The 26,139-nt window shown below is 66.2% G+C and carries 20 protein-coding genes; all 20 read left to right on the forward strand.

What is annotated here, in order from left to right; all coding sequences use genetic code 11:
* Positions 1–6: 6 nt before the first annotated feature.
* The 20 genes from IIB36_04095 (at position 7) to asnS (ending at position 26,083) form a co-directional block, all read left to right on the forward strand.
* Positions 7–1,740, forward strand: coding sequence for a tetratricopeptide repeat protein (locus IIB36_04095; GenBank protein MCH7530928.1), 1,734 nt, complete (start codon positions 7–9; stop codon positions 1,738–1,740).
* A 362-nt stretch (positions 1,741–2,102) separates the two neighbouring features.
* The gene (locus IIB36_04100) at positions 2,103–2,534 is read left to right on the forward strand and encodes a division/cell wall cluster transcriptional repressor MraZ (protein MCH7530929.1); all 432 of its coding nucleotides are present in this window, start codon (positions 2,103–2,105) and stop codon (positions 2,532–2,534) included.
* Positions 2,531–3,460 (forward strand): 16S rRNA (cytosine(1402)-N(4))-methyltransferase RsmH, encoded by a 930-nt coding sequence (rsmH, locus tag IIB36_04105; GenBank protein MCH7530930.1) that lies wholly within the window; start codon positions 2,531–2,533, stop codon positions 3,458–3,460. Before IIB36_04100 ends, rsmH begins: the two co-directional genes overlap by 4 nt.
* Complete coding sequence (locus IIB36_04110) at positions 3,460–3,744, forward strand: hypothetical protein (protein MCH7530931.1); 285 nt, start codon at positions 3,460–3,462, stop codon at positions 3,742–3,744. Before rsmH ends, IIB36_04110 begins: the two co-directional genes overlap by 1 nt.
* The gene (locus IIB36_04115; protein ID MCH7530932.1) at positions 3,741–5,714 is read left to right on the forward strand and encodes a PASTA domain-containing protein; all 1,974 of its coding nucleotides are present in this window, start codon (positions 3,741–3,743) and stop codon (positions 5,712–5,714) included. The genes IIB36_04110 and IIB36_04115 overlap by 4 nt, the downstream gene beginning before the upstream one ends.
* Positions 5,707–7,182, forward strand: coding sequence for a UDP-N-acetylmuramoyl-L-alanyl-D-glutamate--2,6-diaminopimelate ligase (locus IIB36_04120; GenBank protein MCH7530933.1), 1,476 nt, complete (start codon positions 5,707–5,709; stop codon positions 7,180–7,182). Before IIB36_04115 ends, IIB36_04120 begins: the two co-directional genes overlap by 8 nt.
* Positions 7,179–8,576, forward strand: a complete 1,398-nt coding sequence (locus IIB36_04125) for a UDP-N-acetylmuramoyl-tripeptide--D-alanyl-D-alanine ligase (protein ID MCH7530934.1) — start codon at positions 7,179–7,181, stop codon at positions 8,574–8,576. The genes IIB36_04120 and IIB36_04125 overlap by 4 nt, the downstream gene beginning before the upstream one ends.
* Positions 8,576–9,682 (forward strand): phospho-N-acetylmuramoyl-pentapeptide-transferase, encoded by a 1,107-nt coding sequence (locus IIB36_04130; GenBank protein MCH7530935.1) that lies wholly within the window; start codon positions 8,576–8,578, stop codon positions 9,680–9,682. The genes IIB36_04125 and IIB36_04130 overlap by 1 nt, the downstream gene beginning before the upstream one ends.
* 37 nt (positions 9,683–9,719) lie before the next feature.
* A complete protein-coding gene (gene murD, locus IIB36_04135; protein ID MCH7530936.1) occupies positions 9,720–11,075 on the forward strand; it encodes a UDP-N-acetylmuramoyl-L-alanine--D-glutamate ligase in 1,356 nt (451 codons plus the stop codon).
* Positions 11,072–12,250, forward strand: a complete 1,179-nt coding sequence (locus tag IIB36_04140) for a cell division protein FtsW (GenBank protein ID MCH7530937.1) — start codon at positions 11,072–11,074, stop codon at positions 12,248–12,250. Before murD ends, IIB36_04140 begins: the two co-directional genes overlap by 4 nt.
* Complete coding sequence (gene murG, locus IIB36_04145; GenBank protein MCH7530938.1) at positions 12,243–13,388, forward strand: undecaprenyldiphospho-muramoylpentapeptide beta-N-acetylglucosaminyltransferase; 1,146 nt, start codon at positions 12,243–12,245, stop codon at positions 13,386–13,388. Before IIB36_04140 ends, murG begins: the two co-directional genes overlap by 8 nt.
* Positions 13,385–14,797, forward strand: coding sequence for a UDP-N-acetylmuramate--L-alanine ligase (locus IIB36_04150; protein ID MCH7530939.1), 1,413 nt, complete (start codon positions 13,385–13,387; stop codon positions 14,795–14,797). Before murG ends, IIB36_04150 begins: the two co-directional genes overlap by 4 nt.
* Complete coding sequence (locus IIB36_04155) at positions 14,790–15,527, forward strand: FtsQ-type POTRA domain-containing protein (GenBank protein MCH7530940.1); 738 nt, start codon at positions 14,790–14,792, stop codon at positions 15,525–15,527. The genes IIB36_04150 and IIB36_04155 overlap by 8 nt, the downstream gene beginning before the upstream one ends.
* 290 nt (positions 15,528–15,817) lie before the next feature.
* Positions 15,818–17,047: a cell division protein FtsA gene (gene ftsA, locus IIB36_04160; GenBank protein MCH7530941.1), complete on the forward strand. Its 1,230-nt coding sequence runs from the start codon at positions 15,818–15,820 to the stop codon at positions 17,045–17,047.
* 70 nt (positions 17,048–17,117) lie between these two features.
* Positions 17,118–18,320 (forward strand): cell division protein FtsZ, encoded by a 1,203-nt coding sequence (ftsZ, locus tag IIB36_04165; protein MCH7530942.1) that lies wholly within the window; start codon positions 17,118–17,120, stop codon positions 18,318–18,320.
* A 93-nt stretch (positions 18,321–18,413) separates the two neighbouring features.
* Positions 18,414–19,718 carry a M23 family metallopeptidase gene (locus IIB36_04170; protein ID MCH7530943.1) on the forward strand — a complete coding sequence of 435 codons (1,305 nt, stop codon included), beginning with the start codon at positions 18,414–18,416 and terminating at the stop codon, positions 19,716–19,718.
* A 16-nt stretch (positions 19,719–19,734) separates the two neighbouring features.
* A complete protein-coding gene (locus tag IIB36_04175) occupies positions 19,735–21,657 on the forward strand; it encodes a hypothetical protein (GenBank protein ID MCH7530944.1) in 1,923 nt (640 codons plus the stop codon).
* The gene (ftsY, locus tag IIB36_04180; GenBank protein MCH7530945.1) at positions 21,657–22,580 is read left to right on the forward strand and encodes a signal recognition particle-docking protein FtsY; all 924 of its coding nucleotides are present in this window, start codon (positions 21,657–21,659) and stop codon (positions 22,578–22,580) included. Before IIB36_04175 ends, ftsY begins: the two co-directional genes overlap by 1 nt.
* 7 nt (positions 22,581–22,587) lie before the next feature.
* On the forward strand, positions 22,588–24,672 hold the full coding sequence (gene recG / locus IIB36_04185) for an ATP-dependent DNA helicase RecG (GenBank protein MCH7530946.1): 2,085 nt from the start codon (positions 22,588–22,590) through the stop codon (positions 24,670–24,672).
* A gap of 124 nt (positions 24,673–24,796) precedes the next feature.
* A complete protein-coding gene (gene asnS, locus IIB36_04190) occupies positions 24,797–26,083 on the forward strand; it encodes an asparagine--tRNA ligase (GenBank protein ID MCH7530947.1) in 1,287 nt (428 codons plus the stop codon).
* The last annotated feature ends 56 nt before the right edge of the window (positions 26,084–26,139 follow it).

Here is a 26,139-nt window from a genome sequence, read left to right on the forward strand (position 1 = left end):
CGAAGCATGGTCGGACCCCTGAAGCTGTCGCTCAACCTCGTCCTCGTGGCCCTCGTCCTGAGCCCGGCAGCCCTTCACGCTCAGGGCCGCTTCCGCGTCCTCATCCCGTACTTCCTCCCGCTGGGGGATGCGGATGATGATTTCGGCAAGGACGCCTCGAAGGAGCTCCGCAAGCTCATCAACACGCTTGCGACGCACGAGCCCATCGAAGAGAAGGAGATCAAGGATCAGGCCAAGCGCTTCGATCTCAAGATCGAAGACTTGAACTGTATCATGACGCGTCAGCTCGCCTCGCAGATCGACGCGCAGGTTGCGCTGTGTGCCGAGTACAACGAGTTGGCCGACAAGTCCTGGGAGTTGCAGAACGTGGTCTTCTGGGACATCGCCTCGAGCGAGCAGTTCGCGGTCTCGGACATCACGGTGGCAGAGAAGGACGATGAGGTTGCGGCGCAGCACATCTTCAACGAGTTCGACCGCTACGTGCAGCAGATCCGTGCTCATACCTTCTGCTCCGACTACTTCGCGAGTCGGCAATGGGAGAATGCGCTGCGAAACTGCGACCAGGCGCTCGACCTCAACCCCGATGGCATCGGCACTCGGTATTTGCGCGGGCGCATCCTCTATGAGATGGAGAACTACACGGAATCGCTCGGGGAAATGGAGAAGGTGCTGGCACTGGAGCCTTTGCATCAGGAAGCGCTCGAGCTGGCCGGATACATGTCGGCTCTGCGGGATGACGATGATCGGGCTCGTGAGTATTACGGACGCTACCTCGAGTTGAACCCGGCGAACGCGGCGATTCGCATGAGGATCGCCTACGACCTCGCAAGGGCCGGCGACCCTGTGGGCGGCATGCAGGTCATCGAGATCGGCCTCGAGGTCGACCGCGAAAACATCGACCTCTGGGAGCAGTACGGTGGCTTCGCGTTCTCAGCGGCGCTCGATGCCGAGCAGGACGCGGCGCTCGATGCGCAAAACGGGGGTGGCGTTTCGCCGGAGGCCCAGGGTTACTACCGAGAGGCGATCCAGGCGTATGAGAAGGTGTTCGAGGGCAAGGGCGCGGAGACGCCCGTAGGGCACCTTCGGAACATCATCGCGGCCTACATCCAGCTCGACGAGATCACCAATGCGGTCGAGGTCGGTGCTCGGGTTCTCCAGACGCACGCGCAGGAAGACGTGCTGTGGTCGATCTACGCGGACGCGCTGCAGCGTAACGATCAGCTCACCGATGCGATCGCCGCGCTCGACCGTGTCCGTGAGATCAACCCTTCGCATCCGAGCGCCAGGCTTCGGCAAGGCAACTGGTTGATCCAGGCCGGTCGCATTGAGGATGCGGTCGCGATCTTGAAGGAGGCTGCCGCCAACGACCCGCAGCGAGCGGAGCAGGCGGCCCGTTTGATCTTCAATGACGCATACCAAAAGGGTTACCAGCAGGATAACTTCCAGTACGCGATCACGGGGATGGCGGCGGCGAAGGAGCTGCCCGACCTCAGTGAAACGATGGTCAGCCAGCTCAACTTCTGGCACGGCTTCAGCGTGTACAAGGCCGCCGTTGAGGAGCAAGCGCCCCAGACGCTTGCGACTGCGGAGGCTACGCTGCCGAAGTTCCGGGCCGCCATGGACCTGTTCAACCAGTCTGGAGCCTACCCGGCGTCGGTGAATGTGAACCTCGGGGAGCTGCTCGCGAACGCGAACACGTATGTGGAGATTCAGGACGCGATCATCAAGCGGGGTCGCTGACCTACTAGCAACAACCGACCGGGCTTGAGCGCCCCGGGGCTTCGGCTCCGGGGCGCTTTTTCATTGCGCATGTATGTGGGCGCGGGGCCTCCCCGTGCTCACCGCCGGTTGTGCCGACCCCCCCCCCACTTCGACCCACCGCCCCGCGAGGGCACCTTCGGTGTTTCTTCGTAAAATCGAAAATTGGGGAAAACGCTGATTCGGTGATCGTGCCCGTCCTGAGCGCGCATTCCCATCATCCGGCACTGCCTCACGACCCCAAATATTTGTAATAAAGCACCCTTGACGCCCTGAGCCACCGGGGCGTATACTGACACCATGATATCCCACTTAATCCCACTTCTTACCACGAAGGGCGGTTGGTGAACGGATTCGTCGGGCAATACGAGCATCAGATGGACGAGAAGGGGCGGGTCAGCCTTCCCTCGGCGTTTCGTCGAGAGGCTGACTCAGGCCGCTTCGTGCTCCTCCAATGGGAGAAGCCGTACCTGACGCTCTTTCCAGAATCCAAGTGGGTAGGCGTGCAGGAGCGACTTCTCGAATACCGCCGCAACGATCCGCAGGCTTGGAACCAGGTCAGGCTCATCGTTTCGAACGCGGTGGAGGTTGTGCCCGACAAACAGGGGCGGATCCTCGTGCCCGCAGGCCTCCAGGAGGCCGCAGGGCTCTCGGGCACGGTGCTGCTCAGCGGCAACCTCGACCGCGTGGAGCTTTGGAACCCCTCGACGTATGGGGAGGCCGTCCAGGAGGACGCGGGCGCCCTGGAACAATTTGCGCACCGGCTGTTCGGATGACCGACTTCGGCTACCACGAGCCTGTGCTCAGCGACGCAGTAGTGGAGTTCCTAAGTCCCGGGGGCGAGCGGCTCTACTTGGATGGCACGGTCGGTGGGGGAGGGCACGCGCGGCGGATCCTCGAGGAGTGTCGCGGCTGCCGGGTTCTGGCCGTGGACCGCGATCCGGAGGCACTCGAGGAGGCGCGGGCAGCGCTCGGCGAGTACGGCGACCGAGTGCGCTTTCTGCACAGCCGCTTCGACCGCGCGCCGGCGGACATCGAGGTCCGCGACCGTGGCCTGGACGGTGCCTTGCTCGACCTCGGCGTGAGTTCCCATCAGCTCGATGAAGAAGACCGGGGATTCGCCTTCCGACGCGGTGTGGCACTGGATATGCGAATGGATACGACGGAGGGGAACGACGCCGCTTTCTTGCTGGCCTCGGCCAGTGAGGACCGGCTCGTGTCGGTGTTCCGTGACTATGCCGAGGAGCCTAGGGCACGGCGACTGGCGCGGGAGATCCTGAAGCGTCGTGCGTCTGCTCCGCTGGAGACGAGTGACGATCTGGTCGCAGCGCTGTCCGTGACGTTGCGGCGCTCGCCCTCTCGGCAGGACAAGGCACGGATTTTCCAGGCTGTCCGGATTGCCGTAAACGAGGAGCTGGAGTTGTTGGAGATGGGGCTACCCGCCATCCGGGAAGCGTTGAACGATCGAGGCATCTTGGTCGTGATCGCGTACCACTCAATCGAGGACCGGGTTGTGAAGAACGCGTTCCGCGAGTGGAGCAAGGCGTGCGTCTGCCCCCCAGAGCTTCCCCTGTGCAGTTGCCGAGGCGTGCCGTTGGGTGAGACACTCACGCGCAAGCCGGTACGTCCGGACCGAGACGAAATCGGGCGGAACCCGCGCGCACGCAGCGCTCGGCTGCGAGCCTGGCGGAGGGCCGCCTGATGGGACCGGCCACCCTTGCTCGTGGCGCGGTGGTCTTCGTCGTCCTGCTCGGTGCGCTCGGAATGGTTACGTGGCGGCAGAGCCGGGCACTGGAATCACTCGCCTCGCTCGACGAGCTACACCGCCAGATGTCGGTAGCCGCGGCGGAGCGGGTCGAGCTGGAGCGGGAGATCCTGGTGCTCGAGTCCCGGGCGCGTGTGGTGCCCGAGGCGCGAGAACGCCTTGGAATGCATATCCCGGAGGGGGTGGAGTTGGTCACGCTTCCGGGAGACTCGAGACCATGACCCCGCAAGACGCGATCGGGCGGCCCAGTCCTTGGCGGCGAAGAGTTCTGCTCGGCGCCTGGCTCACCGCGGCGGCAATCATCTGTCTGCGCGCGGGCCAGATCCAGGGGGTGCAGGCTGCGCAGTGGCGCGCTCTCGCGGAAGCTCAGCACCGAAAGGACGAAGAAGTCATCGCGGCGCGCGGGAGCGTGCTGGACCGCGACGGCACGCCACTCGCGGTGTCGCGCGAGCGCTTCAGCGTCGGCATCGCTCCGAACGAACTCATGAACGTAGAGGCGGCACGTGCTCTCCTCGTCGACGCGCTTGGGATTTCGTCCCGCAAGGCACGGCAGCTCACGTCTCTGGAACGGCGCTGGAGCGTCGTCCTGGGTCGCTACCCGCCCGCAGTGCGTGAGCAGCTGAATGGTGTCCGCGGGATCTATGTCACGCGCGAGCTGCAGCGCTACCACCCGCACGGAGACCTCGCGGACGGCGTACTCGGTGTCGTCCTCGACGACACGGGGCGTGGCGGAGTGGAGCAGGCCTTCGAGGACTTGCTGAGCGGCCGCCCCGGCCAGGCAGTCGTGGCGCGGGACAACCTCGGCCGAGAGATCCCCGGCGAGCGCGTTCTCGTCGAGCCGCCACATCCGGGCGGTGAGGTTGTGCTCACTCTCGATATGGATCTGCAGGAGATCGCACGCGAGGCTCTGCAGGAAGCGATCGACGATACGGAAGCTCGTGGCGGAGACCTACTGATCACCGATCCGTATACCGGTGAGATCCTCGCGTTCGTCTCGATCCGCGACGGTCAGACCGCTTCGCTCTCTGCGATCAACACGCCGTTCGAGCCCGGCTCCACGCTCAAGCCGTTCACGGTTGCCGGCCTCCTCGAGCATGGAATAGTCTCGCTGCACGACACGATCGACGTCGGAGATGGAAGCTGGACTGTCGCCGGGCGCACACTCGACGAGCACCACTCGGGCCGCATGACCGTTGCCGACGCGCTGCGCGTCTCCTCCAACGTGGGGATCGCGAAAGCTGCCCAGCCGATGCCACCGGGGCGGCAGTACGAGAACCTGCGCGACTTCGGATTCGGCGGTCTCACGGGCATCGAGATTCCGGGTGAGGTACGGGGCACGCTTCGCCGACCCGAACGGTGGACGGAACAATCTCCGGTGTCGCTCGCGATCGGGTATGAGATCTCCGTCACGTCGCTGCAGATGGTGATGGCGTACGGGGCGCTGGCGAACGGCGGCCGGCTCATGCAGCCCCACCTGGTCCGCGAGATCCGCGACAGCGATGGCACGGTGCTTCAGCGCTTCGAGCCGCGGGTGATCCGCCAGGTCGTCTCCCCGCAGGTTGCCCGCTCGGTGAGCCGCGTGCTCGTGGACGTGGTCGAAAACGGGACCGGGAAGTCAGCGCGCCTCGGCACCTTCCGTGTCGCGGGCAAGAGCGGAACGAGCCGTCTCTACTCTCCCAACGTCGGCTATGAGCCCGGGGCGTATTCCTCGTCCTTCGTCGGCTTTTTCCCGGCGGAGGACCCGCAGCTCGTGGTCTTCGTGAAGCTCGAGCGCCCCCAAGGCGCGTACTACGGCGGCGCAGTGGCGGCGCCGGTGACACGTGCCACGATGGAGGCCGCGCTCGCCGCCCGAGCGACCCACCTCGATCGCGCCGCGTTGCTGCGCGCGGCGCAGGCGTTCACCACTCCGCCTGCGCGTCCAGCCACCCATTTCGCTTCTCTACCGATCGATCCCCCCGTGCCGCCGGCTCAGAAGGCGCCGTTGGAGTCGCCCTCGTTGGGGTCCACCGTGCCCGTACCGGACGTCTCCGGGCTCCCTTCACGGATCGCGGTCCGCCGACTGCACGCGTTGGGGCTGAGGGTTTCCCGAGCGCAGGCCGGAGAGATTATCGGGACCGAACCCGCGGCGGGCACCCGCGTGGTCCGAGGCGACACGATCCTGCTGAAGATACGAAGGAAGAGTGATGATTGAGCCCGCGCGGACCCTGGACGCGGTAGGCGATGTCCTCCGGTCGGCCGACCTCCTTGGGGAGCTGCGCGGCCCGAGGGACGTCACCATTCTGGGGGTATGTCAGGACTCCCGTGACGCCCAGCCCGGTGACCTGTTCCTCGCATGGAAGGGCGCCTCCTCGGACGGGCATGATTTCGTGGCGGACGCTGTCGCGAACGGGGCCGTCGCGGTCGTGGTCGAGCGTCCGGTGGACGTAGACGTTCCACAGCTCGTGGTGGCTGACGGTCGTCGCGCGGCGGCGCTGGCGGCGCGTGCGGTCATCGGTACTCCCGACGAGGGCATGTTCATGGTCGGCGTGACCGGCACGAACGGAAAGACGACCACAGCGCTGCTCGTGCGTCATCTGATGGCGGGTCGAGGGCCTGCTGCTGCGGTCGGTACGCTGGGCGTCGTCGACGACGAGGGCGTGTGGCCGGGCACCGAGGGTCTTACGACGCCTGGCCCGGTTCAGGTCGCCGTGTGGCTTTGGAAGCTCGCCAACGGAGGGATAGAGGCCGTGGTGATGGAGGCATCCTCCCACGCACTCGATCAACATCGACTGGACGGCGTCGAGTTCGATGTCGGTGTCTTCACCAACCTCACGCAGGACCACCTCGACTACCACGCCGGCATGGCCGAGTACTTCGGCGCGAAGGCCCGTCTCGTGGAGCTCGTCGCGCCGGACGGGACCCTGGTCGTCAACGGCGACGATCCCGCGTGGGAGGAGCTCGATGCCGGTGGTCGCGCGCTGCGCACCTTCGCATTGGATGCCGAGGCCGACGTGAGGGCAGAGTCGATTCGGTTGGGCCCCGACGGATCGAAGTTCACGCTCGTGATCGATGGGGACCGACGTGAGGTGCGCCTGCCCTTGCTCGCGCGTTACAACATCGAAAACTCGCTTGCGGCGGCGGCGGTCGGTGCCGCTGCGGGGCTCTCGATCGACGAGATCGCCGCCGGACTCGATACGGTCCCGCCGGTGTCGGGCCGCCTCGAGACAGTGGTGACGGAGCCCTTCTCGGTACTCATCGACTTCGCGCACACTCCGAACGCGCTCGACGGGGCACTCTCGGCGGTGCGCACGCTCACGAGGGGTCGCCTCATCGTCGTATTCGGCGCCGGCGGCGACCGCGACGTCAGCAAGCGTCGTCCGATGGCGGAGGCGGTCGCACGCGTGGCCGACGTGATCGTTCTGACGTCGGACAATCCGCGGACCGAGGATCCTGAGCGGATCCTCGACGATCTCGCCGAGGGGCTGGCAGATGGGGCATACGAGCGCTTCGTCGACCGACGCGCTGCCATTCGCTTCGCGCTCGAAACGGCGCAAGACGGGGACACCGTCGTGCTCGCCGGGAAGGGGCACGAGACGTACCAGGTGATTGGGACCGAGACGATCCCGTTCGACGAGAAGGTCGTGGTGCGAGAGTGCCTGGAGGAACTGGGCGTCGCATGAGCCGCTTCGTTTGGACCGATGGCGCGGTGCGCGAAGCGCTCGGCCTGCCGGCGGAGCTCGCGGACGATGGCGTTGCGTACTCCGGCGTTTCGACCGACTCGCGCTTGATCGCCGCAGGAGACCTCTACGTCGCGCTCAGTGGTGAGCATTTCGACGGGCACGACTTCGTTGCCGACGCGCTCGCGGGTGGGGCCATCGGCGCGGTGGTGTCCCGGCCGGTAGAGGCTGCGCCGCGCGAGCAACTGTACGCGGTCGAGGACACGCTCATCGCGCTCGGCGCCTTGGCAGCTTTCCGGCGCCAGGCGCTCGACGTTCCGGTAGTCGCGATCACAGGCTCCACTGGCAAGACGAGCACGAAGGACCTCGCGCGTGCCGCGATCGAAGGCGGAGCCCGAGTTCATGCGACGTCCGGCAACTTCAACAACCGGATCGGCATGCCGCTCACGCTGCTCGCGACGCCGAGCGAGGTCGACGTGGTGATTCTCGAGCTCGGCAGCAACGAGCCGGGCGAGATCGCGACGCTCGCGGCGATCGCCCAGCCGGACATCGGCGTCGTCACGACGGTCGGCGAGAGTCACCTGGAGAAGCTCGGGTCGTTTGAGGGCGTGCTGACCGAGAAGCTCGACCTCCTACGCGCGGTCGCCGGCCGCGGTACCTGCTTGGTTGGCGATGAGCCGGCGGCGCTGGTCGATGGCGCGCGCTCGATCTGCCCCTCGGTGCGGGTCGCCGGGTGGGGTGAGCGCGCCGACCCTGCGCTTCGCCCCGAACAGGTCGAGGTGGACGTATTCGGGGGCCATCGCTTCCATTGGCACGGCGAGAGCCTCGCCCTCGCATTGCCCGGACGGCATTCGGTCGCGAACGCCATGATCGCCCTGGCGATTGCGGAGCTGGTTGGCATCGCTCCGAAGGACGCAGTGCAGGGTATCGCTAGCGCCGAGCCCGGATCGTTGCGGGGTGAGGTCCGACGGATCGGGGGCCTGACCGTCCTCGTCGACTGCTACAACGCCAATCCACAGAGCGTTCGGGCGGCGCTTGACCTGTTGCGGGGCCAGTCAGCGGCATCCCGAACCGTCGCGGTGCTCGGCACCATGCTGGAGTTGGGAAAGGCCACGGCGCGGCTCCACGAAGAGCTACTCACGTTCGCGCTCGGACTCGACATCGATCTGATCGTGGCGACCGGTGCGTTCGCGGATACCGCCGCGGCCACCACCGACGCTGACCGTGTGTTGCGCGCCGACGACTGGCGGAGCGCCTATCCGTCCCTGCGGGAGCGCTTGGAGGGTGACGAAGTCGTGCTCCTGAAGGCGTCCCGTGGCGTCGCGCTCGAGGGCATCTTGCCCTCGCTCGAGCAGGACTTTGGTGCCGAGACGCCGTCGGCTACGGCGGAGGCCTGATGCTCTACCACTTCCTACCGGGCCTCTCCGACGTGCACATCGTCTTCAACGTCTTCCGCTATCTGACGTTCCGAGCCGCGGGGGCCGTGGTGACGTCGTTGCTGATCGCATTCGTCTTCGGTCCCATGGTGATTCGCCGCCTTCGGCTCGCGAGTGTCGGCCAGGTCGTGCGTGACATCGGGCCCGAGGCGCACCTCTCGAAGGCCGGAACCCCTACCATGGGCGGGGTCCTGATTATCCTGGCGGCGGTCGCTTCAACGCTGCTGTGGGCAGACCTGACCAACGTGTACGTCCTGATCGCGCTCGTCTCGCTCCTGTGGATGGGCGCCATCGGCTTCCTGGACGACTACCTCAAAGTGGTTCAGGGGAAGTCGAGGGGTCTGATCGCCCGGTACAAGATGGTCGGGCAGTGGACGTTCGGGCTTGGACTCGGCGTCTTCCTGATCCTGAACCCGATCTCGCCTCATCCATCGACCGCGACCTCGGTGCCGTTTTTCTCGGATGTGCAGGCGAACTTCTTTCCGTTCGCCTTCATCGTCTTTTCGGGGTTCGTCGTCTCGGGTACGTCGAACGCGGTGAACTTCACGGATGGCCTCGACGGGCTCGCGGCGGGACTCGCTGCGATTTCGGCCGTGACGTTCGGGATCTTCGCCTACATCGCGGGCCGTTCCGATTGGGCGAACTACCTGGGCTTCTTCGCGCTACCCGGCGCGGGTGAGCTCGCGATCTTCGCGGTCGCGCTCGCAGGTGCCGCGATCGGATTCCTGTGGTTCAACGCTCACCCAGCCGAGGTCTTCATGGGTGACACCGGTTCCCTTGCGTTGGGCGGCGCGATCGGGGTCATGGCGATCCTACTCAAGGCTGAGTTCCTGCTGGTGATCGTCGGCGGCGTCTTCGTCATGGAGATCCTCTCGGTGATCGTGCAGACAAGCTACTTCCGATACACGCGCGCCCGGTTCGGGGAGGGCAGACGCGTCTTCAGGATGGCCCCCATCCATCACCACTTCGAGAAGCTCGGTTGGCCCGAGCCGAAGGTGGTAACGCGCTTTTGGATCCTCGGAATCCTGTTCGCGATGCTCGCGTTCGGAACCCTCAAGATCAGGTGAGCGAGTATGCTGTGATCAGGCGAAGTGGAAATGGGTAATGAGCGAATTGAGTGGAGTGAGTGTGGCGATCATCGGCCTCGGAGCCAGCGGCATCGCCGCGGCCCGATTGGCCCTCGATAGAGGAGCAGACGTCTATGTCTCGGATTTGTGTACTGAACCCGCAGTTGCAGCTGGTGGAGCCGACCTGCGAACAGCAGGCGCCAGGGTCGAGATGGGAGGACACGACCTCGAGCGATTGGCGGGAGCCGATCTCGTCGTTGTCAGTCCCGGAATACTCCCCGCCGCTCCGGTGCTTCGAGCGCTCTCGGATCGTGGTGTTGGGTGGATCTCCGAGCCTGAGTTCGCCGTTCGGTTCTTCTCTGCACCACTGATCGCGGTCACGGGAACCAATGGGAAGACGACGACGACGCTCTTGGTGGGGCACCTGCTCCAGGCGGCCGGGCTCCGCGCGGCTGTGGGCGGCAATGTGGGCGGCGGGCTCGCGCCAGCGGCCTCGGAGCTCGCTCTGCTCGAGGAGTCTCCAGATTGGTACGTACTGGAAATGAGCTCCTTCCAGCTCGCCGACGTCGACACGTTTCGGCCGGACATCGGAGTGATCACGAACCTGTCACCCGACCACCTCGACCGGTACTCGAGTCTCGACGCATACTATTCCGACAAAGCACGGATCTTCAACCGTGCCGACGCGGACAGCGTCTGGGTGTTACCGGCGGGGGACGCCGCTGTCGTGTCTCTGATGGCGGAGACCCCGGGCACTCGCTTCTTCTTCGGTGAGTTGGAGAACCCGGGAACGCACGCCTTCGTCTCCCGGAGCGCGCTGACGCTTCGCACCGAAGGCCAGGCCGATGCCCTGATCCCAACGGAGGAGCTGCCGCTGCTCGGTCGTCACAACCTGGGCAACGCGCTCGCGGCAGCGATCACGGCACGGCTCGCGGGGGCGAATGCGGAGGGATTGAGGAGTGGTCTGCGGACGGCACGCCCGCTCCCCCACCGGCTCGAGCCGGTGGCCGACCGCGATGGCGTGCTCTGGGTCAACGACTCCAAGGCGACCAACGTCGCGGCGACCCGCTCCGCGCTCCAGAGCCTGGATCGGCCGGTCGTGCTGCTGGTGGGCGGCAAGGACAAGGGAGAGGACTTCTCCCGACTCGTGCCGGACGGCGCGGGCGTGCGCGCGGTCATCGCCTACGGCGCCGCCGGGTCGCGGCTCGTAAGTGAACTGTCGGGAAGCGACCTGGTCGCGGGCGGGCTCGAGAGCGCCGTGCGCCGCGCCGCCGCCATCGCACAGCCTGGCGATGTCGTCCTGCTCTCACCGGCGTGCTCGAGCTTCGACATGTTCGAGAACTACGAAGAACGAGGGCGCCTCTTCACAGCGCTCGCGAGGGGAGCTGCGTGACGGCCCGCCCCATGGACGTCGCGCCCGCCGGGCCTATCCTCCTGCCCGACTCCGGGCTCGGGCGCGGTTGGGAAGGTGTGGCGGTGATGGGGCTCACGGTGTTGCTGCTTTCCTTCGGGCTCGTGACGCTCTACAGCGCCTCATCGGTGCTGGCGATGCGACAGGGCCTACCCGACACCTACTACCTATTGAGGCAGGCTACCGGCGCGGGCGCAGGGCTTCTGGTCCTGACCGCGTGCGCGCTGACGCCCTACCGTTGGTGGCAACGTCTGTCCTGGCCGTTGCTGTGGGTGAGCGTCGCGACACTCGTCGTGCTCGTTCTCCCCGGAACCGAAGCGATTGCGCCGGAGATCAAGGGCTCGCGTCGCTGGCTGCAGGTCGGTGTTGTATCGGGGCAGCCCTCGGAGTTTGCGAAGATCGCCGTCATCGTGTGGACCGCCGCGATGGCGGTGAAGAAGGCACCGCACTTTCGGTCGCTGCGGAAGGGACTCGCGCCCTTTCTCGTGATCTGGTCGCTGGTGCTGGTCCCGATAGCGCTGCAGCCCGATCTCTCCACAGCGGTGTTGATCGGGCTGCTCGGCGTCATGATCGTCTTCGCGGCCGGAGTACGGGTCTCGCACTTTTTGCTCCTCGGGCTACTGATCGTGCCCTTCCTTCAGAAGCAACTCGCCGTGGGCTTCCGCGGCGACCGGATCGAGGCCTTCCTGAACCCGGCGGTGGATCCCTCCGGCGCGGGCTTCCAGGTCCGTCAGTCGCTCGTTGCACTTGGTTCCGGCGGCTTGACGGGCGTGGGAATAGGGGAGGGGCGGCAGAAGTTCGGATTCCTGCCAGAGGCCCACAACGACTTCATCTTCGCCATGATCGGGGAGGAGTGGGGCCTGCTCGGGGTCCTCTTCCTGGTCGCGCTCTACATGAGCATCGTGCTCGTCGGGTTCCGGATCGCGAGCCGGGCGCAGGATCTTTTCGGCGAGCTGCTGGCGCTCGGCTTCACCAACCTGATCGCGCTCCAGGCCGTGCTGCACATGTCGGTCGGCCTCGGCTTGCTGCCACCGACTGGGCTCTCGTTGCCGCTGGTCTCATGGGGACGCTCGAACTTGGTGGTTACGCTGGCCGCGATGGGCGTCCTCATTTCTGTGGCCCGTGCAGCTCCGGGCGGAAAGGCGGCCCGTGCATGAGGGCCCCGTGGTCGTCTTCTCGGGCGGCGGGACTGGGGGGCATCTCTACCCTGCGTTGGCGATCGCAGATGCGCTCAGGGCACGACGACGCGATGTCCGCGCGGTCTTCATCGGTGCCACCCGGGGCCTGGAGGCTCGAATCCTCCCGGAGCGGGGCGAACAGCACTATCTGCTCCCGGTCCGGGGAATCGATCGCACGAGGCCCATGTCGAGCTGGCGTGCCGTCCCGGCCCTGTGCTCGTCGCTCTATACCGTCACGCGGCTCTTTCGCAGCCTACGGCCGGAGGCCGTCGTGGTGACCGGTGGGTACGCGGGAACCCCTGCGGGGCTCGTCGCAGGCATGTTGGGCGTGCCGCTGGTGCTGCAAGAGCAGAACGCCGTGCCCGGCTTGGTGACGCGCGTTCTCAGCCGCTTCGCGGTCACGATCCACGTTGCCTTCCCCGAAGCGATTGGGCGGTTGCCGAGACGTGTGCAGGGCCGGGTGCGTCAGAGTGGCAACCCGGTGCGGGCTACTTCACCTCGCAGTCGAGCGGAGGCACGCAGCCTCTTCGAACTGCCCGCCGACGCGCTCGTAGCGCTCGTAACGGGCGGGAGCCAGGGCTCGCTCGCGCTCAACGAACTGATCCTTCAGGCGATCGACGGCGTGGTCGGGAGTGTGCTCAGTCGGCCCGAGCGACTTTGGCTTCTCTGGTCCACCGGTTCGAAGCATCACGAGGCGGTGGCCGCAAGGCTCGCGCGATTGGGCGATCCGCCCTGGGTGCATGTGCTCCCCTACATCGAGGATATGCCCTCGGCGCTTGCTGCCGCGGACTTCGCTGTGAGCCGGGCGGGCGCGATGACCACGGCGGAATTGCTGAATCAGGGCTTGCCGGCGGTGCTGGTTCCACTACCGACCGCGGCCGCAAACCACCAAGCACTTAACGCCATGGCGCTCGCCGAGGCCGGCGCGGCGGTTGTAGCACACCAGGCGGGCCTCACCGGTGAGCGCTTGTGGGCCGAGGTGGTGTGCCTGGCCGAGGACGAAGCGTCTCTCGCCAACATGCGTGGCGCAGCGCTGGGTCGCGCGCGGCCCGGCGCTGCCGGCGAGATCGCCGCCGATGTCGAGGGGCTCCTCACCACACGGGGAGACATCCGATGACCGGCGTGCACGTTGATCTGCGCGCGCTCGCGGCGGAGCAGCCCGTCCACTTCGTCGGGGTCGGAGGCGTGGGCATGTTCGCGCTCGCTGAACTCCTCCTGCGGCAAGGGGGGCGGGTAACCGGCTGCGATCTGAAGGAGAGTCAGGCGTTCGTCGACCTGCGTGCTCTCGGCGCGGAGATTCACTTGGGTCACGACGACTCGCACGTCGAACAGGCGTCCGCGCTGGTCGTCACATCCGCAGTGCCGGCGGGCCACCCCGAGATGCTGCGTGCACGTGAGCGCGGAATCCCGGTGCTCAAGCGCGGGCAGGCGCTCGGTGCATGCGTGAACGCGGGGTGCGTAGTCGCGATCGCCGGCACCCACGGCAAGACGACGACGACGGCGATGGCCACGGAGGTGCTCGCCAGAGCCGGGAAAAACCCGACGGGCCTGGTCGGTGGGCGTGTGCCGGGCTGGTCGGGCAATCTCCGCTTCGGGTCCGACGACCTCTTCGTCGTGGAGGCCGACGAGTACGATCGCTCGTTCCACGCGCTCACGCCCGACGTGGCCGTGGTCACCAATCTCGAGGCGGATCACCTCGACATCTACGGCAACCTCGAAGGTGTGCGCGAGGGCTTCCTGACCTTTCTCCGCGGCATGCGGAACGGTGGCCGGATCGTGGCGTGCGCCGACGACCACGGCGCTGCGTCGCTACTGCCGGGCGCCGGCTCCGCGGGCTTCTCCTACGGGATGTCGGCCGGCTCGATGCTGCGAGCCATCGACGTACGAGTCACCTCGGCGACAACGAGCTGCCGGGTCGTAGAAGAGGGGGTCGGGGTTGGCGAGCTGACGCTCTCGATGGGGGGAGTACACAACCTGCGCAACGCTCTCGCGGCGGCCGCCGTGTCCAGGGCGTTGGGCGCCGAGTGGGCGGCGATCCTGGAAGCACTCGCGAGCTTCCGTGGGGTGAAACGCCGCTTCGAGCGGCTCGGAGAAGCCCACGGCGTAGTCGTGATCGACGACTATGCGCACCACCCGACCGAGATCGAAGCGACGCTCGCGGCGGCGCATTCGATGTTCCCGGCAGCCCGTATCGTGGCGGCGTTCCAGCCACACTTGTACTCACGGACGCGCGACTTTGCGGACGCCTTCGGGGTCTCGCTGGCGTCCGCCGACCTCGCCTACGTCACCGACGTGTTCCCGGCCCGAGAAGCCCCGATCCCCGGAATCACCGGGGAGACCGTAGTAGCGGCGCTGGAGCGGGCGGGTCTGAGAGAGGTGCGCTACGTGGCAGAAGTCGGCGCTCTGCCGGAAGCCCTCCTGGACGAACTTCGCCCGGGTGACGTGCTGCTAACGCTCGGGGCCGGCTCGATCGAAGACGTGGGGCAGACGGTGCTCGATGGCCTGGAGGCGAGCGTCCATGCGTAGAGAACTCCGCATCCTGCTCGCGACCGTTCTTCTCGGCGCCGCGTGGACGTGGGGCGGGCGTGTTCCCGAAGCGCTCTCTGAGATGGAGGCGTTCCGGGTCACCGAAGTCGAGATCCGGGGAGTGCGCTACCTCACCCGCTCAGATGTGCTCGAGGCGATACGTGTCGGGCCTGACACGTCGGTTTGGGGTGACCTCGACTCATGGGCCGAAGCGCTTCGAGCCCACCCGCTGGTTCGGACAGTTGAAGTCGAGCGCAGGATTCCGAACGCGCTCGTGATCACGATCGGTGAACGCGTACCGGTGGCCTTGGTCTCGACCCCGACGGTCGTGCCCGTCGACGAGGAAGGCATCCTACTTCCGCTCGATCCCGCTGAGCACCGTCTCGACCTGCCGCTCGTCGACGTGGGTCGGGCTCCCGCAGCCGGCTCGAGGCTGCTTCCGGGGCAAGCGCGTGAGCTCGTGGCCGAGGTCGCTCGCCTCATGAGTATCGACACCGCGTTCTTGCAGATGGTCTCCGAGGTGCGGTGGGGGGAGCGCCGGACGATCGTCGCACGCTGGATCGAGCCCGACGTGGAGTTTCTGCTGCCCCTCGGTGTGTCGCAGGACCGCCTTCGCGAGGCCTTGAACGCGCTCGCTCACGCGGCCTCGAACACATCGGGCGAAGTGCCTGAAGTGATAGACCTGCGATTCGCGGACCAGGTGGTGGTCCGTCGCACCAGCGGAAAGTGACGGTGACGATAGTGTCCCCTCCCGGAAGTTCGCCGGCATTGATCTCGCTGCGCTCGATCGTCTCGCGGTGGGACAGGCCGGCTACGACAACCTGGACGGCCGCTCGGCTCGGGCGCCGATGCATCCACCCTGCACCCACTCGCTTTGCTGCGAGCGGGTCCCCGGTTGCTCCTCGACCCACGCCTGCGGCGCGGGTGCCCCATAGCCGTGCTATGACTCGTCGTCGCGCCTTCCCAGGGTGGCGCCTCGGCACCCTCGGTGCGCGCCCAACTTCCGGGAGGGGACACTAGATGCGTTCAAACCTCATCGCGGGACTCGACATCGGGACCACGAAGACATGCGCTGTGATCGGTGAGATCATGGGGGATCTCCGGCGGCCAGGTCTCACGATCCTCGGCGTCGGCCAGACCCGCACGAGCGGTCTGCGCGGCGACACAGTGACGAACATCGAGGAGATGACGGAGTCGGTCCGCACGTCGCTCAAGGAAGCCGAACTCATGGCCGGCGTGGCCGTCGATCGCGTGTACGCCGGGATCGGGGGTGACCACGTGCGAGCCACGAGCTCGATGGGCGTGGTCGCGGTCTCCGAAGACGACATCACGGCGGACGATGTCGACCGCGTGCACGTGGTCGCGCGCGCTGTCGCGCTGCCACCGGACCGGGAGATGCTGCACGCGATTCCGCAGGAGTACAGGGTCGACCGGCAGCGCGGGATCAAGGATCCACTCGGCATGGCCGGTGTCCGACTGGAAGCCGAGGTCTTCCTCGTCACATGCGCGATCACCGCGTCGGCGAACATCCGCAAGGCCGTCAACCGAGCGGGGTACCGCGTTCAGGAGCTCGTGCTGGAGCCCCTCGCGGGAGCTCGTGCCGTGCTCACCGAAGACGAGAAGGAAGTCGGTGTGGCGATGGTCGAGATCGGCGCTTCAACCACGGACTTAGCAGTGTACTACGAGGGCAAGGTGCAGCACGTGGCGATCTTGCCGTTCGGCGGCAACACGCTTACCGCCGACCTCGTCCGTGGTCTGTCGGTTCCATACGCAGAAGCGCAGAAAGCCAAGGAGCACTACGGCACGGCGTTCGCGCAGTTGGTCGATCCCCGCGAAACCGTAGAAATGCCTGGACCGTCGCCAGGCCAGAGACGGGCCGTCGCGCGTGAGTTGATCGCGCACATCGTCGAGCAGCGCCTGGACGAAATGTTCAGTCTGGTGCAGGGCGAGCTCCAGGACCACGCCTTGCTGGACAAGCTCGGCGCCGGCGTCGTACTCACAGGGGGTACCGTCGCGATTCCCGGCATCCTCGAGCTGTCCCAACAGATCTTCGCCTCACCGGTGCGGTTGGGCGTGCCGAGCGAGGGCCTCAGCGGGCTCGCCGACTCCGTCGGCCGCCCTCGCTTCGCCATCGCGACTGGGCTCGCGCTCTGGGGCGCGGACCGTTTCGCAGAGACCGGGCGTGGGGCATCCACGATCACCTCTGGCATGCTCACGAAGCTCGGCACGTGGCTGAAGGAGTTCTTCTAGTGGACGCTCCGGTGCCTAGAAGGCCGCTCACACATTCGCTTTTCCAACACTCCGCTAGGGAGGAGACATGATGATCTTCGAGTTCGAGGAGACTCCAGTCCGAAACGCCCGAATGAAGGTGGTCGGGGTCGGTGGTGCGGGCGGCAACGCCGTCAATCGCATGATCGACGAAGACTTGGAGGGCGTCGAGTTCATCTCGATGAACACCGACGCCCAGGCGCTGAAGCGTTCGCGTGCCCAGGTCACGCTGCAGATCGGGAAGAAGCTGACGCGTGGTCTCGGCACCGGCGCACGCCCTGAAGTGGGGCGTCAGGCGCTCGCCGAAAGTGAAGAAGACGTGCGCAGGGCACTCGACGGAGCCGACCTGGTGTTCGTGACAGCGGGCATGGGCGGCGGTACCGGAACGGGTGCTGCTCCGATGGTCGCCGAGATTGCCCGTGAAATGGGTGCGCTCACGATCGGGGTCGTGACGAAGCCGTTCTCGTTCGAGGGCAAGAAGCGGGAGCGCCAGGCGAACCAGGGGTTGGCTGAGCTTCGTCGCAGTGTGGACACGATGATACTCGTGCCCAACGACCGGTTGCTTGCCGTCGTGCCGAAGGGGACGTCCTTCCGCGACGCGCTCAAGAAGGCGGACGAGGTGCTGCTGAATGCCACACAGGGCATCAGCGACCTCATCCGTGTGACGGGTGAGGTCAACGTCGACTTTGCGGACGTGCGCACCATCATGGCTGCACGGGGTCCGGCGCTCATGGGCTCGGGCTTCGGCGAGGGTGACAACCGGGCGCAGGAGGCGGCCCAGGAGGCGATCTCCTCTCCGCTGCTCGACGACGTGTCCATCGCCGGTGCGAAAGGTGTTTTGATCAACATCACCGGGGGCCTGGACCTCGCCATTGACGAGGTTACACAGATCTCTTCGATTATCCAGGAGGAGGCGGGAGACGAGGCGGAGATCATCTTTGGTGCCGTCCACGACCCGGATCTAGAGGGCAAGATCCGCGTGACGGTGATCGCCACAGGCTTCGATACCGCCGAAGACGAAAAGGTGATTCCGGGCGACTTCCGGCGATCCCGGCCGCAGACCCAGCCCAGGGCGGTGCCGGCCCAGACGCCGGTCGTTCAAGAGGTGGCTCAGTTCGAGACGGTTCGCATGGCAGTGGGTGGTGGAGGTGTGGAGGAGGTTCTTCCTCTGAACAGGTTCCCGGAGCAGACGGTCTCGCGCGCGCAGCTCGTGGAGCTCGATATTCCGACGTTCATCCGTCGCCAAATGGATTAGGCCGGTGCCCTAGCACCGGCTGATTCTGAGGCGACGGGCCGCCCGGTGGAGACGTCCGCCGGGCGGTCGTAGTACTTTGGAGGCATGTACTTGGTGAAAACTGGGAAGCACACCCGCTGGAAGTGGTTCATGGTGACGCTTGGCGTTGCCGCGCCTGCGTCGTGCTACCAGGTGCCGCCCGATGTGGGGACGCTGAGTGCGGTCTACGCCGAGCCCGCGGAGCACATCCGGATCTTGGCGCTCCGCCGGGGGCAGACGCTCGGGCAGCTGCTGGAGGGCTCCCTCAGCTACAACCAACAAGCGTCGCTCTTCCTCGCGCTGCAGGAGCACGCCGATCCCCGGCGAATGCGAGCCGGGACCGAGGTCACGCTTCGCTTCAGCAAGGGCGACGAGTCGTTGCGCGGCGTCGACGTGGAGGTGAGCCGCGACGTGACCGTGCGACTTTCCCTGGTCAGCGGCGCCTGGTCCTCCGAGCTCGTGCCAACACCCGTTTATGTCGACACGATGACCGCCACGGGCGAGATCGAGACCAACCTTTGGGCGGCGGTGGTCGGGAACCCTGCGCTCAATCGCATGACGGCTGGCGACGCGGCCCGTCTCATCGATGCGCTCGACAACGTCTTCAAGTGGCAGGTCGACTTCTCTCGTCAGACCCGTGTCGGAGACACGTACCGCTTCGCGTTCCAGCGCGAGGTCCGGCCGGATGGCTCCATGCGAGCGGGTCGCTTGCTCGCGGCAGAGTTCGTCAACTCGGGCACGGCGTACCACGCGATCTGGTTCGACCCGAACGATGACGGCGACGGCTCTTACTTCGACCTGAACGGGGAGTCGGTCCGGCGGGCCTTCTTGCTGAAACCGCTGACGTACCGGCGCATCTCTGGGCGCTTCACAAACTCGCGTTTCCACCCGATCCTCAAGACGTGGCGCGCGCACCGCGGCGTGGACTACGCCGCGGCCCGCGGCACGGAGATCATGGCTACGTCCGACGGTGTTGTGGTCCACCGTGGTGCAAAGGGGTCATTCGGCAACATGATCGAGATTCGGCACCCCAACGGTTTCATCACCCGCTATGCCCATATGAGTCGCTTCCGCCCTGGTGTGAACCTCGGCACTCGTGTCCGACAGAGCGACATCATCGGATACGTCGGCATGACGGGCCTCGCGGGAGGTCCGCACCTCCACTACGAGATTCTCAGCGACGGGCGGCAGATCGATCCGCTGTTGATGGACCTCCCGGCCGGGGACCCGGTGCCGTCGGAGGATCGCTTGCGTTGGCTGGAAGAGATGACCACTCGCGTCTCGCTGCTCGAAGCGATCCCGGGTGCCGGGCCGGTTCGTGTATTTGCCGCGGACGAAGAGCCCGACCTGCCCGAGGACGACCCCGGGGGCGCGCGGTAGCGGCTTCGCAGCCGGCATGACTCGGGGTCTACTGTTCGTCGTTCTCGCCGCAGCACTCGCCGGCTATTCGTTTTGGGTATACCTGCGCGTCGAGCTTCCCGTGCGTGGAACACGCCTCTTGGCCTCCGTTCGAGCCCTGACGCTCGTCGTGATCCTGGCGCTGCTCTTCGATCCTCGGATCCCGGGGACGGGCACGACCGCGACGTCGACCCAGTGGGTTCTCCTCGACGCCTCGCTCAGCATGACCGCCGAGGTCGAAGGGTCGAGTCCCTGGCAGGAAGCCCAGGCGAGGGCGGTCGAGCTCGCCGGCGAGGGCTGGGGCGTGGTGACGTTCGGCGCCAACACCGGTGCTCCTGAAGGACTCGACTACTCCCCCGACCAGACTCGGACCTTGTTAGCGCCGGCACTGGAGCGCGCCGCCGAGGCCGGTGTCGGTACCGTCCGAGTGCTCTCGGATCTCCGATTCGAGGACGGCGTCGCGGTGCGCGCCGCGCTCGAGGCGCTGCCTCTGGAGGTCGACTTCGAGGCGTTCGGCGCCGAACTGGTCAATGCAGGTATCTCGGCATTCGACGTCCCGGATGCTGCCCGCCCCGAGGGCACGGTCACGGCCATGGCGGAAGTGCACGGCGTCGGCGCGGACAGCGTAACACTCGAGGTGCGGGTCGACGGAGAAATCGTGGTCTCCCAGCTCGTGGATCTACCAGACCCCGGCCTCCGCCGTCGTGTCGAGATCGAGATTCCGGTCCCCAACGGTGCTGGCCGCATCCGGTACTCGGCACGGGTGACCGCCGCGTCCGACGCTTTCGCTTCGGACGACGAGGCGATCGCCTACGCGACCGTCGGCCACGAGGAGGGAGCTTTGGTGCTCGTGTCGCTGGAGCCCGACTGGGAGCCCCGCTTCCTGCTGTCGGTGCTCGAGGACGTCACGGGCCTCCCGGGGGTCGGCTACCTGCGCGTGGGAGCGGAATGGTTTGTTTCCATCGGGCCGGCGGTGGAGCGAGCCGGTCCCGTCGACTCAGCGACGGTTGGGCGAGCGGTTCGCGATGCGGCGCTGGTCGTCGTGCACGGCCTTCACGGTGACGCCGATGAGTGGAGCCGCCGGCTCGTGGAGGGCACGTCCAGCGCGATTCTGCTCGCGGGCGATCGTGAGGGGGCCGCGCTCGCCGGCGTGCGGACGGCGACGCCGTTAGGAGGGGAGTGGTACGCCTCTGGCGACATCCCGGCTTCGCCGTTGGTCGGTGAACTTTCGGGTGCTGAGTTCCTCGGGCTTCCTCCGCTCACAGATGTCCTGGTTCCCGCGGACGCTATCACTGTGGTTTCTCCCCTGAACCTCCAGCTTCGAGGTATCGGCGCTCCCGCGGCGGCGTTCCACCTCGACACGCACGCCGGGGGACGGAGGGCGCTCGGGCTCGCCTCCGGATTTTGGCGCTGGGCGATGCGAGAGGGCGCGGGCCGCGACGCGTATCGCCGCCTCTGGTCGGGAGTCGCCGGATGGGTGCTCGCCGGCGACTCCCTGGTTGCACCGGAGCCGCGACCGGTACGGTGGGTTTTCGACCGCGGTGATCCTGTCATTTGGTCTTTGCCGCGTGACTCCGCTGCCGTGCGAATCAACATCCTGAGGGGGGATTCCGTAGTCGCCGACACCGTGTTCCGCGGAGGAACGACGCGGTCCCTCGGCACGATGGCTCCGGGGCTGTACCACTATCGGGCGTCGAATTTAACGGGTGAAGTACTTGCGGCGGGTCGATTCGACGTATCCGCGAACTCGTCCGAGATGATTCCGACACCGACGCTACCGGAACCGATGGGTGCGAGGGCGGCGGCACTCGCTGGCGCGCGCGGTGGGCGTCCGCTGCGCACGTCTCCCTGGCCGTACTTGCTACTCATCACGCTGCTGTGTGCGGAATGGGTCGCGCGGCGCCGAACGGGACTCCGCTGATGGCTCGGCTCTTCAAGAACCAGCTGGAGCGGAAAAAGGGCCTGTGGCGGAGGGTCGTCGACCTGGCGCTGACCGACGTTCGCTTCGTCGCGGGAGCAAGGGACGACGTTTCGCTCGAGGCTCTCGAAGAGCGGCTCTTGGCGGCGGACTTCGGCGTATCCGCGACGATGCGCCTCGTCGCGCGGGTGGAGGAGACCCTGCGCAGGGGCCAGGCCCGGGGAGGCGCGCAGCTCGTGGAGACGCTGAAAGGAGAAATCCGGGCGATCCTGGAAGGCACCCACGATGTGTTCCTGCGCGCCGCCGACTCTGGCCCAACGGTCTACTTGATGGTGGGGGTCAACGGGGTCGGAAAGACCACTTCGGTGGCGAAGCTCGCCAACTCCTTGGTGCGGGAAGGCCGCAAGGTCATGTTGGCCGCAGCTGACACCTTCCGGGCAGGCGCGGTCGAACAGTTGGAGATATGGGCTTCCCGGATCGGTGCCGATTTCCTTCGAGGCGAGCAGGGCGGGGATCCCGCGGCGGTCGCGTTCGACGCGCTCGACGCGGCCGAAGCCCGAGGCACTGAGGTCGTGCTGATCGACACAGCTGGACGTCTCCATACGAACACGGGGCTGATGAAGGAGGTCGGGAAGATCGACCGGGTGGTGCGGCGGCGCATCGAGGGTGCTCCGCACGAAACGCTGTTGGTATTGGATGCCACCGTCGGTCAGAACGCGGTGCGCCAGCTTGCCGCGTTCAAGGAAGTGGTCGACGTGAGCGGGATCGTGCTCGCCAAGATGGACTCGTCGGCACGCGGTGGGATCGTCGTGGCACTGCGTGAGGAGTACGGCGTGCCGATCAAACTCGTTGGGACCGGCGAGGGGCTGGACGACCTCGAGAGCTTCGAGCCTCAGGCATTCGTGGAGGGAGTCTTCGAGTCATGAAGTGGGCGTGAGCTTCTCCCAGCTCGACCGCCCGGCCCAGTTCCTCAAGGGGGTGGGGCCGAAGCGAGCGGACGCTCTGGCGAACATGGGCATTACCTCTGCTCGAGATCTCCTGTACCACATCCCAAGGCGCTACGACGATGCGTCGACCCTCACCCCTATCGGAAGCCTCGAGGTCGGCCTGGACGCGACCGCGGTCGGTCGGGTGCGCAGCAAAGGGGTCATCCCGACCCGCCGCGGCCTGCGCATCTTCCAGGTCGTCCTGGAAGACGATACGGGCATGATCACGGTCGCTTGGCCGGGCCAGCCGTGGCTGGATCGTAAGATCCGCGCTGGCGACACGCTGCTCGTGACGGGTCCGGTGAAGTTCTTCCACGGGCGTCAGATCCACCCACGTGAGTACTCGTTGCTGTCGCGGTCCGGGGACGGCGAGCCCGACAAAGGCACGATCTTCGTCAGCTATCCCGCGAGCGAAGATGTTCCGCAGTGGCTGCTGCGAAGGATTTTGGGGAGCAACCTCGACGAGTTGCTCTCCTGGGCCGACGACGACGAATACCTCACCGAGGAGCAGCGCTCCTCGCGCGGGCTCCCGAGTCTGGGCGAGGCGCTGTCGGCGCTGCACCGTCCCGCGAGCCTCTCCGACGCCGAAGTCGGACGGCGCAGACTCGCTTTCGACGAGCTCTTCTTCCTGCAGCTCGTGCAAGCCCAAGCCCGACGGCGCGCGACCGAAGTCGAGGAGGGCATCACGCACGAGCGGACCAACGAACTGATTCGACCGCTGCACGAGGGCCTCCCCTTTGCATTGACGACTGCTCAGGCCGCGGTGCTGAGGGAGATCTACCGGGACATGAGGTCGAAGCGGCGCATGAGCCGCTTGCTGCAGGGTGACGTGGGATCGGGCAAGACCGTCGTAGCAGTTTTTGCCATGCTGCTAGCCGCGGAGGGCGGCTATCAAGCCGCGCTCATGGCGCCAACGGAGATCCTCGCCGAGCAGCACGCGCGTAAGCTCACGGAATGGCTCGAGCCGTTGGGCGTCGACGTCGTCCTACTCACGGGCAGCCTCACCGCCTCCGAGCGCCGTGAGGCGCTCGAGTCCATCGAGTCTGGACAGGTTCGCATTGTTGTCGGTACGCACGCGCTCATTCAGGACACCGTGAGCTTCGCTCGGCTCGGGCTCGTCATCGTCGACGAACAGCACCGCTTCGGCGTACGGCAACGCATGGCGTTGGTCGAGAGGGAGGGCCTCCGTCCTGATGTGCTGGTCATGTCCGCGACGCCGATCCCTCGATCGCTCGCGATGACCCTTTATGGCGATCTCGACCTCAGCGTGCTCGACGAGTTGCCGCCGGGTCGAAAGCCGGTCACGACCGTGCTGAGGACCCCCGACCGCCGGGACGCTGTGTACGCTTTCGTCGACGAACAGCTGGCGGAAGGGAGGCAGGCATACATTGTCTATCCTCTGGTGAGCGAATCCGAGAAGGTGGATCTGCTCGCCGCAACCGAAGAATTCGAGCGCCTTCGACAGGAAGTGTTCCCCGAGCGTCGCCTCGGGCTTCTGCACGGCCAGCTCCGGCCGGCGGAAAAGGACGCGGTCATGCGTTCGTTCTTGGCGGGGGACCTCGACCTCGTGGTCGCTACCACCGTGATAGAGGTCGGCATCGACGTGGCCAACGCCACCGTGCTGGTGATCGAACACGCCGAGCGCTTCGGACTCTCACAGCTGCACCAACTACGGGGGCGCGTGGGTCGCGGGGCGGCCGAGAGCCACTGCATCATGATCGCAGAGCCCGTGGAGGAGGCGTCGGAGCGCCTCAAGGTATTCCGCGACACCTCAGACGGATTCGAGATCGCGCGCGCCGACCTTCGCATCCGAGGCCAAGGAGATCTCTTCGGTAGCCAGCAGCACGGGCGCGATCCGCTGCTACGATTCGCGGATCTCATGACGGATGAGGATCTCTTGATCGAGGCCCAGCGCGCGGCTCGTGAACTCGTCGCCGCGGATCCCGAGCTCCAGAAGCCCGCGCAGAGGCGGATGCGGGAACTCTTGGAGTCGCGGTATCGAGAGCGTCTGGAGATGTTTGGCGTCGGGTAGGCGTTGGCGTCGCGAGCGCTTCCCTAATGCCGCCCTCGACTCCACTCTTCATGTCTTGCGGAGCAAACAGGGACCGGGCTGGACGTCCCGCGTACGCCGGGAATCGACGACTTCGAGCGGACTAATGGTCGATATCGAACGGTTGGGTGAGCATGTCGGTGAGACCGTCACCGTGCGGGGGTGGGTGGAGACGACCCGTGGTCACGGCAAGGTCGCGTTCCTCGTGGTCAGGGACGGCACCGGCACCGTGCAAGCCGTCCTGCTCAAGAATCAGATCGAGGAAGCCGCATGGACGCTGCACGGCGCGTTGACGCAAGAGTCGCTCGTCACCGTCACGGGTGAGGTCAAGCAGGATGCGCGGGCGCCCGGCGGATACGAGCTCGGGGTCAGGGCGTTGTCGTTGCTGTCGGGCGCGGACGAATACCCGATCCAGGCCAAGGAGCACGGGGTCGACTTCCTACTCGATCACCGACATCTCTGGCTGCGTTCCTCGCTGCAGCGGGCCAGCCTCAAGGTGCGCGCGGAGGTCTCGCAGGCGATCCACGACTTTTTCTACGGCCGCGGCTTCACCCGGATCGATACGCCTATTCTCACGGGTGTGATCGGTGAGCATGCCGGGACGCTCTTCGAGACCGAGTATTTCGGCGAGACGGCCTATCTAGCGCAGACGGGTCAGCTCTATGTCGAGGCCGCGTGCCCCGCGTTCAAAAAAGTGTACTGCTTCGGTCCGACGTTTCGGGCGGAGAAGTCGAAGACACGGCGACACCTGACCGAGTTCTGGATGATCGAGCCTGAGGTCGCATTCGCGGACTCGGACGACAACATGCGTCTGCAGGAGGAGTTCGTTTCGTATCTGGTGGAGAGAGCCCTCGAGAATTGCGCGGATGAGCTCGAAGTCCTGGAACGGGACACCAGCAATCTCGAGCGCATCAAGACTCCGTTCCCCCGCATCAGCTACACCGAAGCGGTGGAGCTCCTGAAGCAGAAGGGATCCAAGACCGAATGGGGGCAGGACCTGGGCGCGCCCGACGAAGCGTCGCTGATGGAGGATCAGGACCGTCCGCTCTTCGTCTACAACTATCCGAAGGGCGCCAAGGCCTTTTACATGAAGGAGAATCCGGACGATCCACGAACGGTGCTCTGCAATGACCTGCTCGCGCCGGAAGGGTACGGTGAGATCATCGGCGGGAGTCAGCGAGAGGATGACCACGACCGGCTCCTGGCTCGCATCCAGGAGGAGGGTCTGCCCGTAGCGGCATACCGGTGGTACCTCGATCTGCGGCGCTTTGGCACCTTCCCGCACTCGGGATTCGGACTCGGGCTCGAGCGCACTGTCGGGTGGATCACGGGCCGCCACCACATCCGCGAGATGATCCCGTTCCCGCGCCTCATGAACCGGCTGTACCCTTAGCAGATTGTGGTAGAAGTACAGTGCGCCCAATACCTGAAGATGATATGACCCGACGA

It is taken from the genome of Gemmatimonadota bacterium, from assembly GCA_022560615.1.
In the GTDB taxonomy this organism is placed as follows: domain Bacteria; phylum Gemmatimonadota; class Gemmatimonadetes; order Longimicrobiales; family Gaopeijiaceae; genus UBA1138.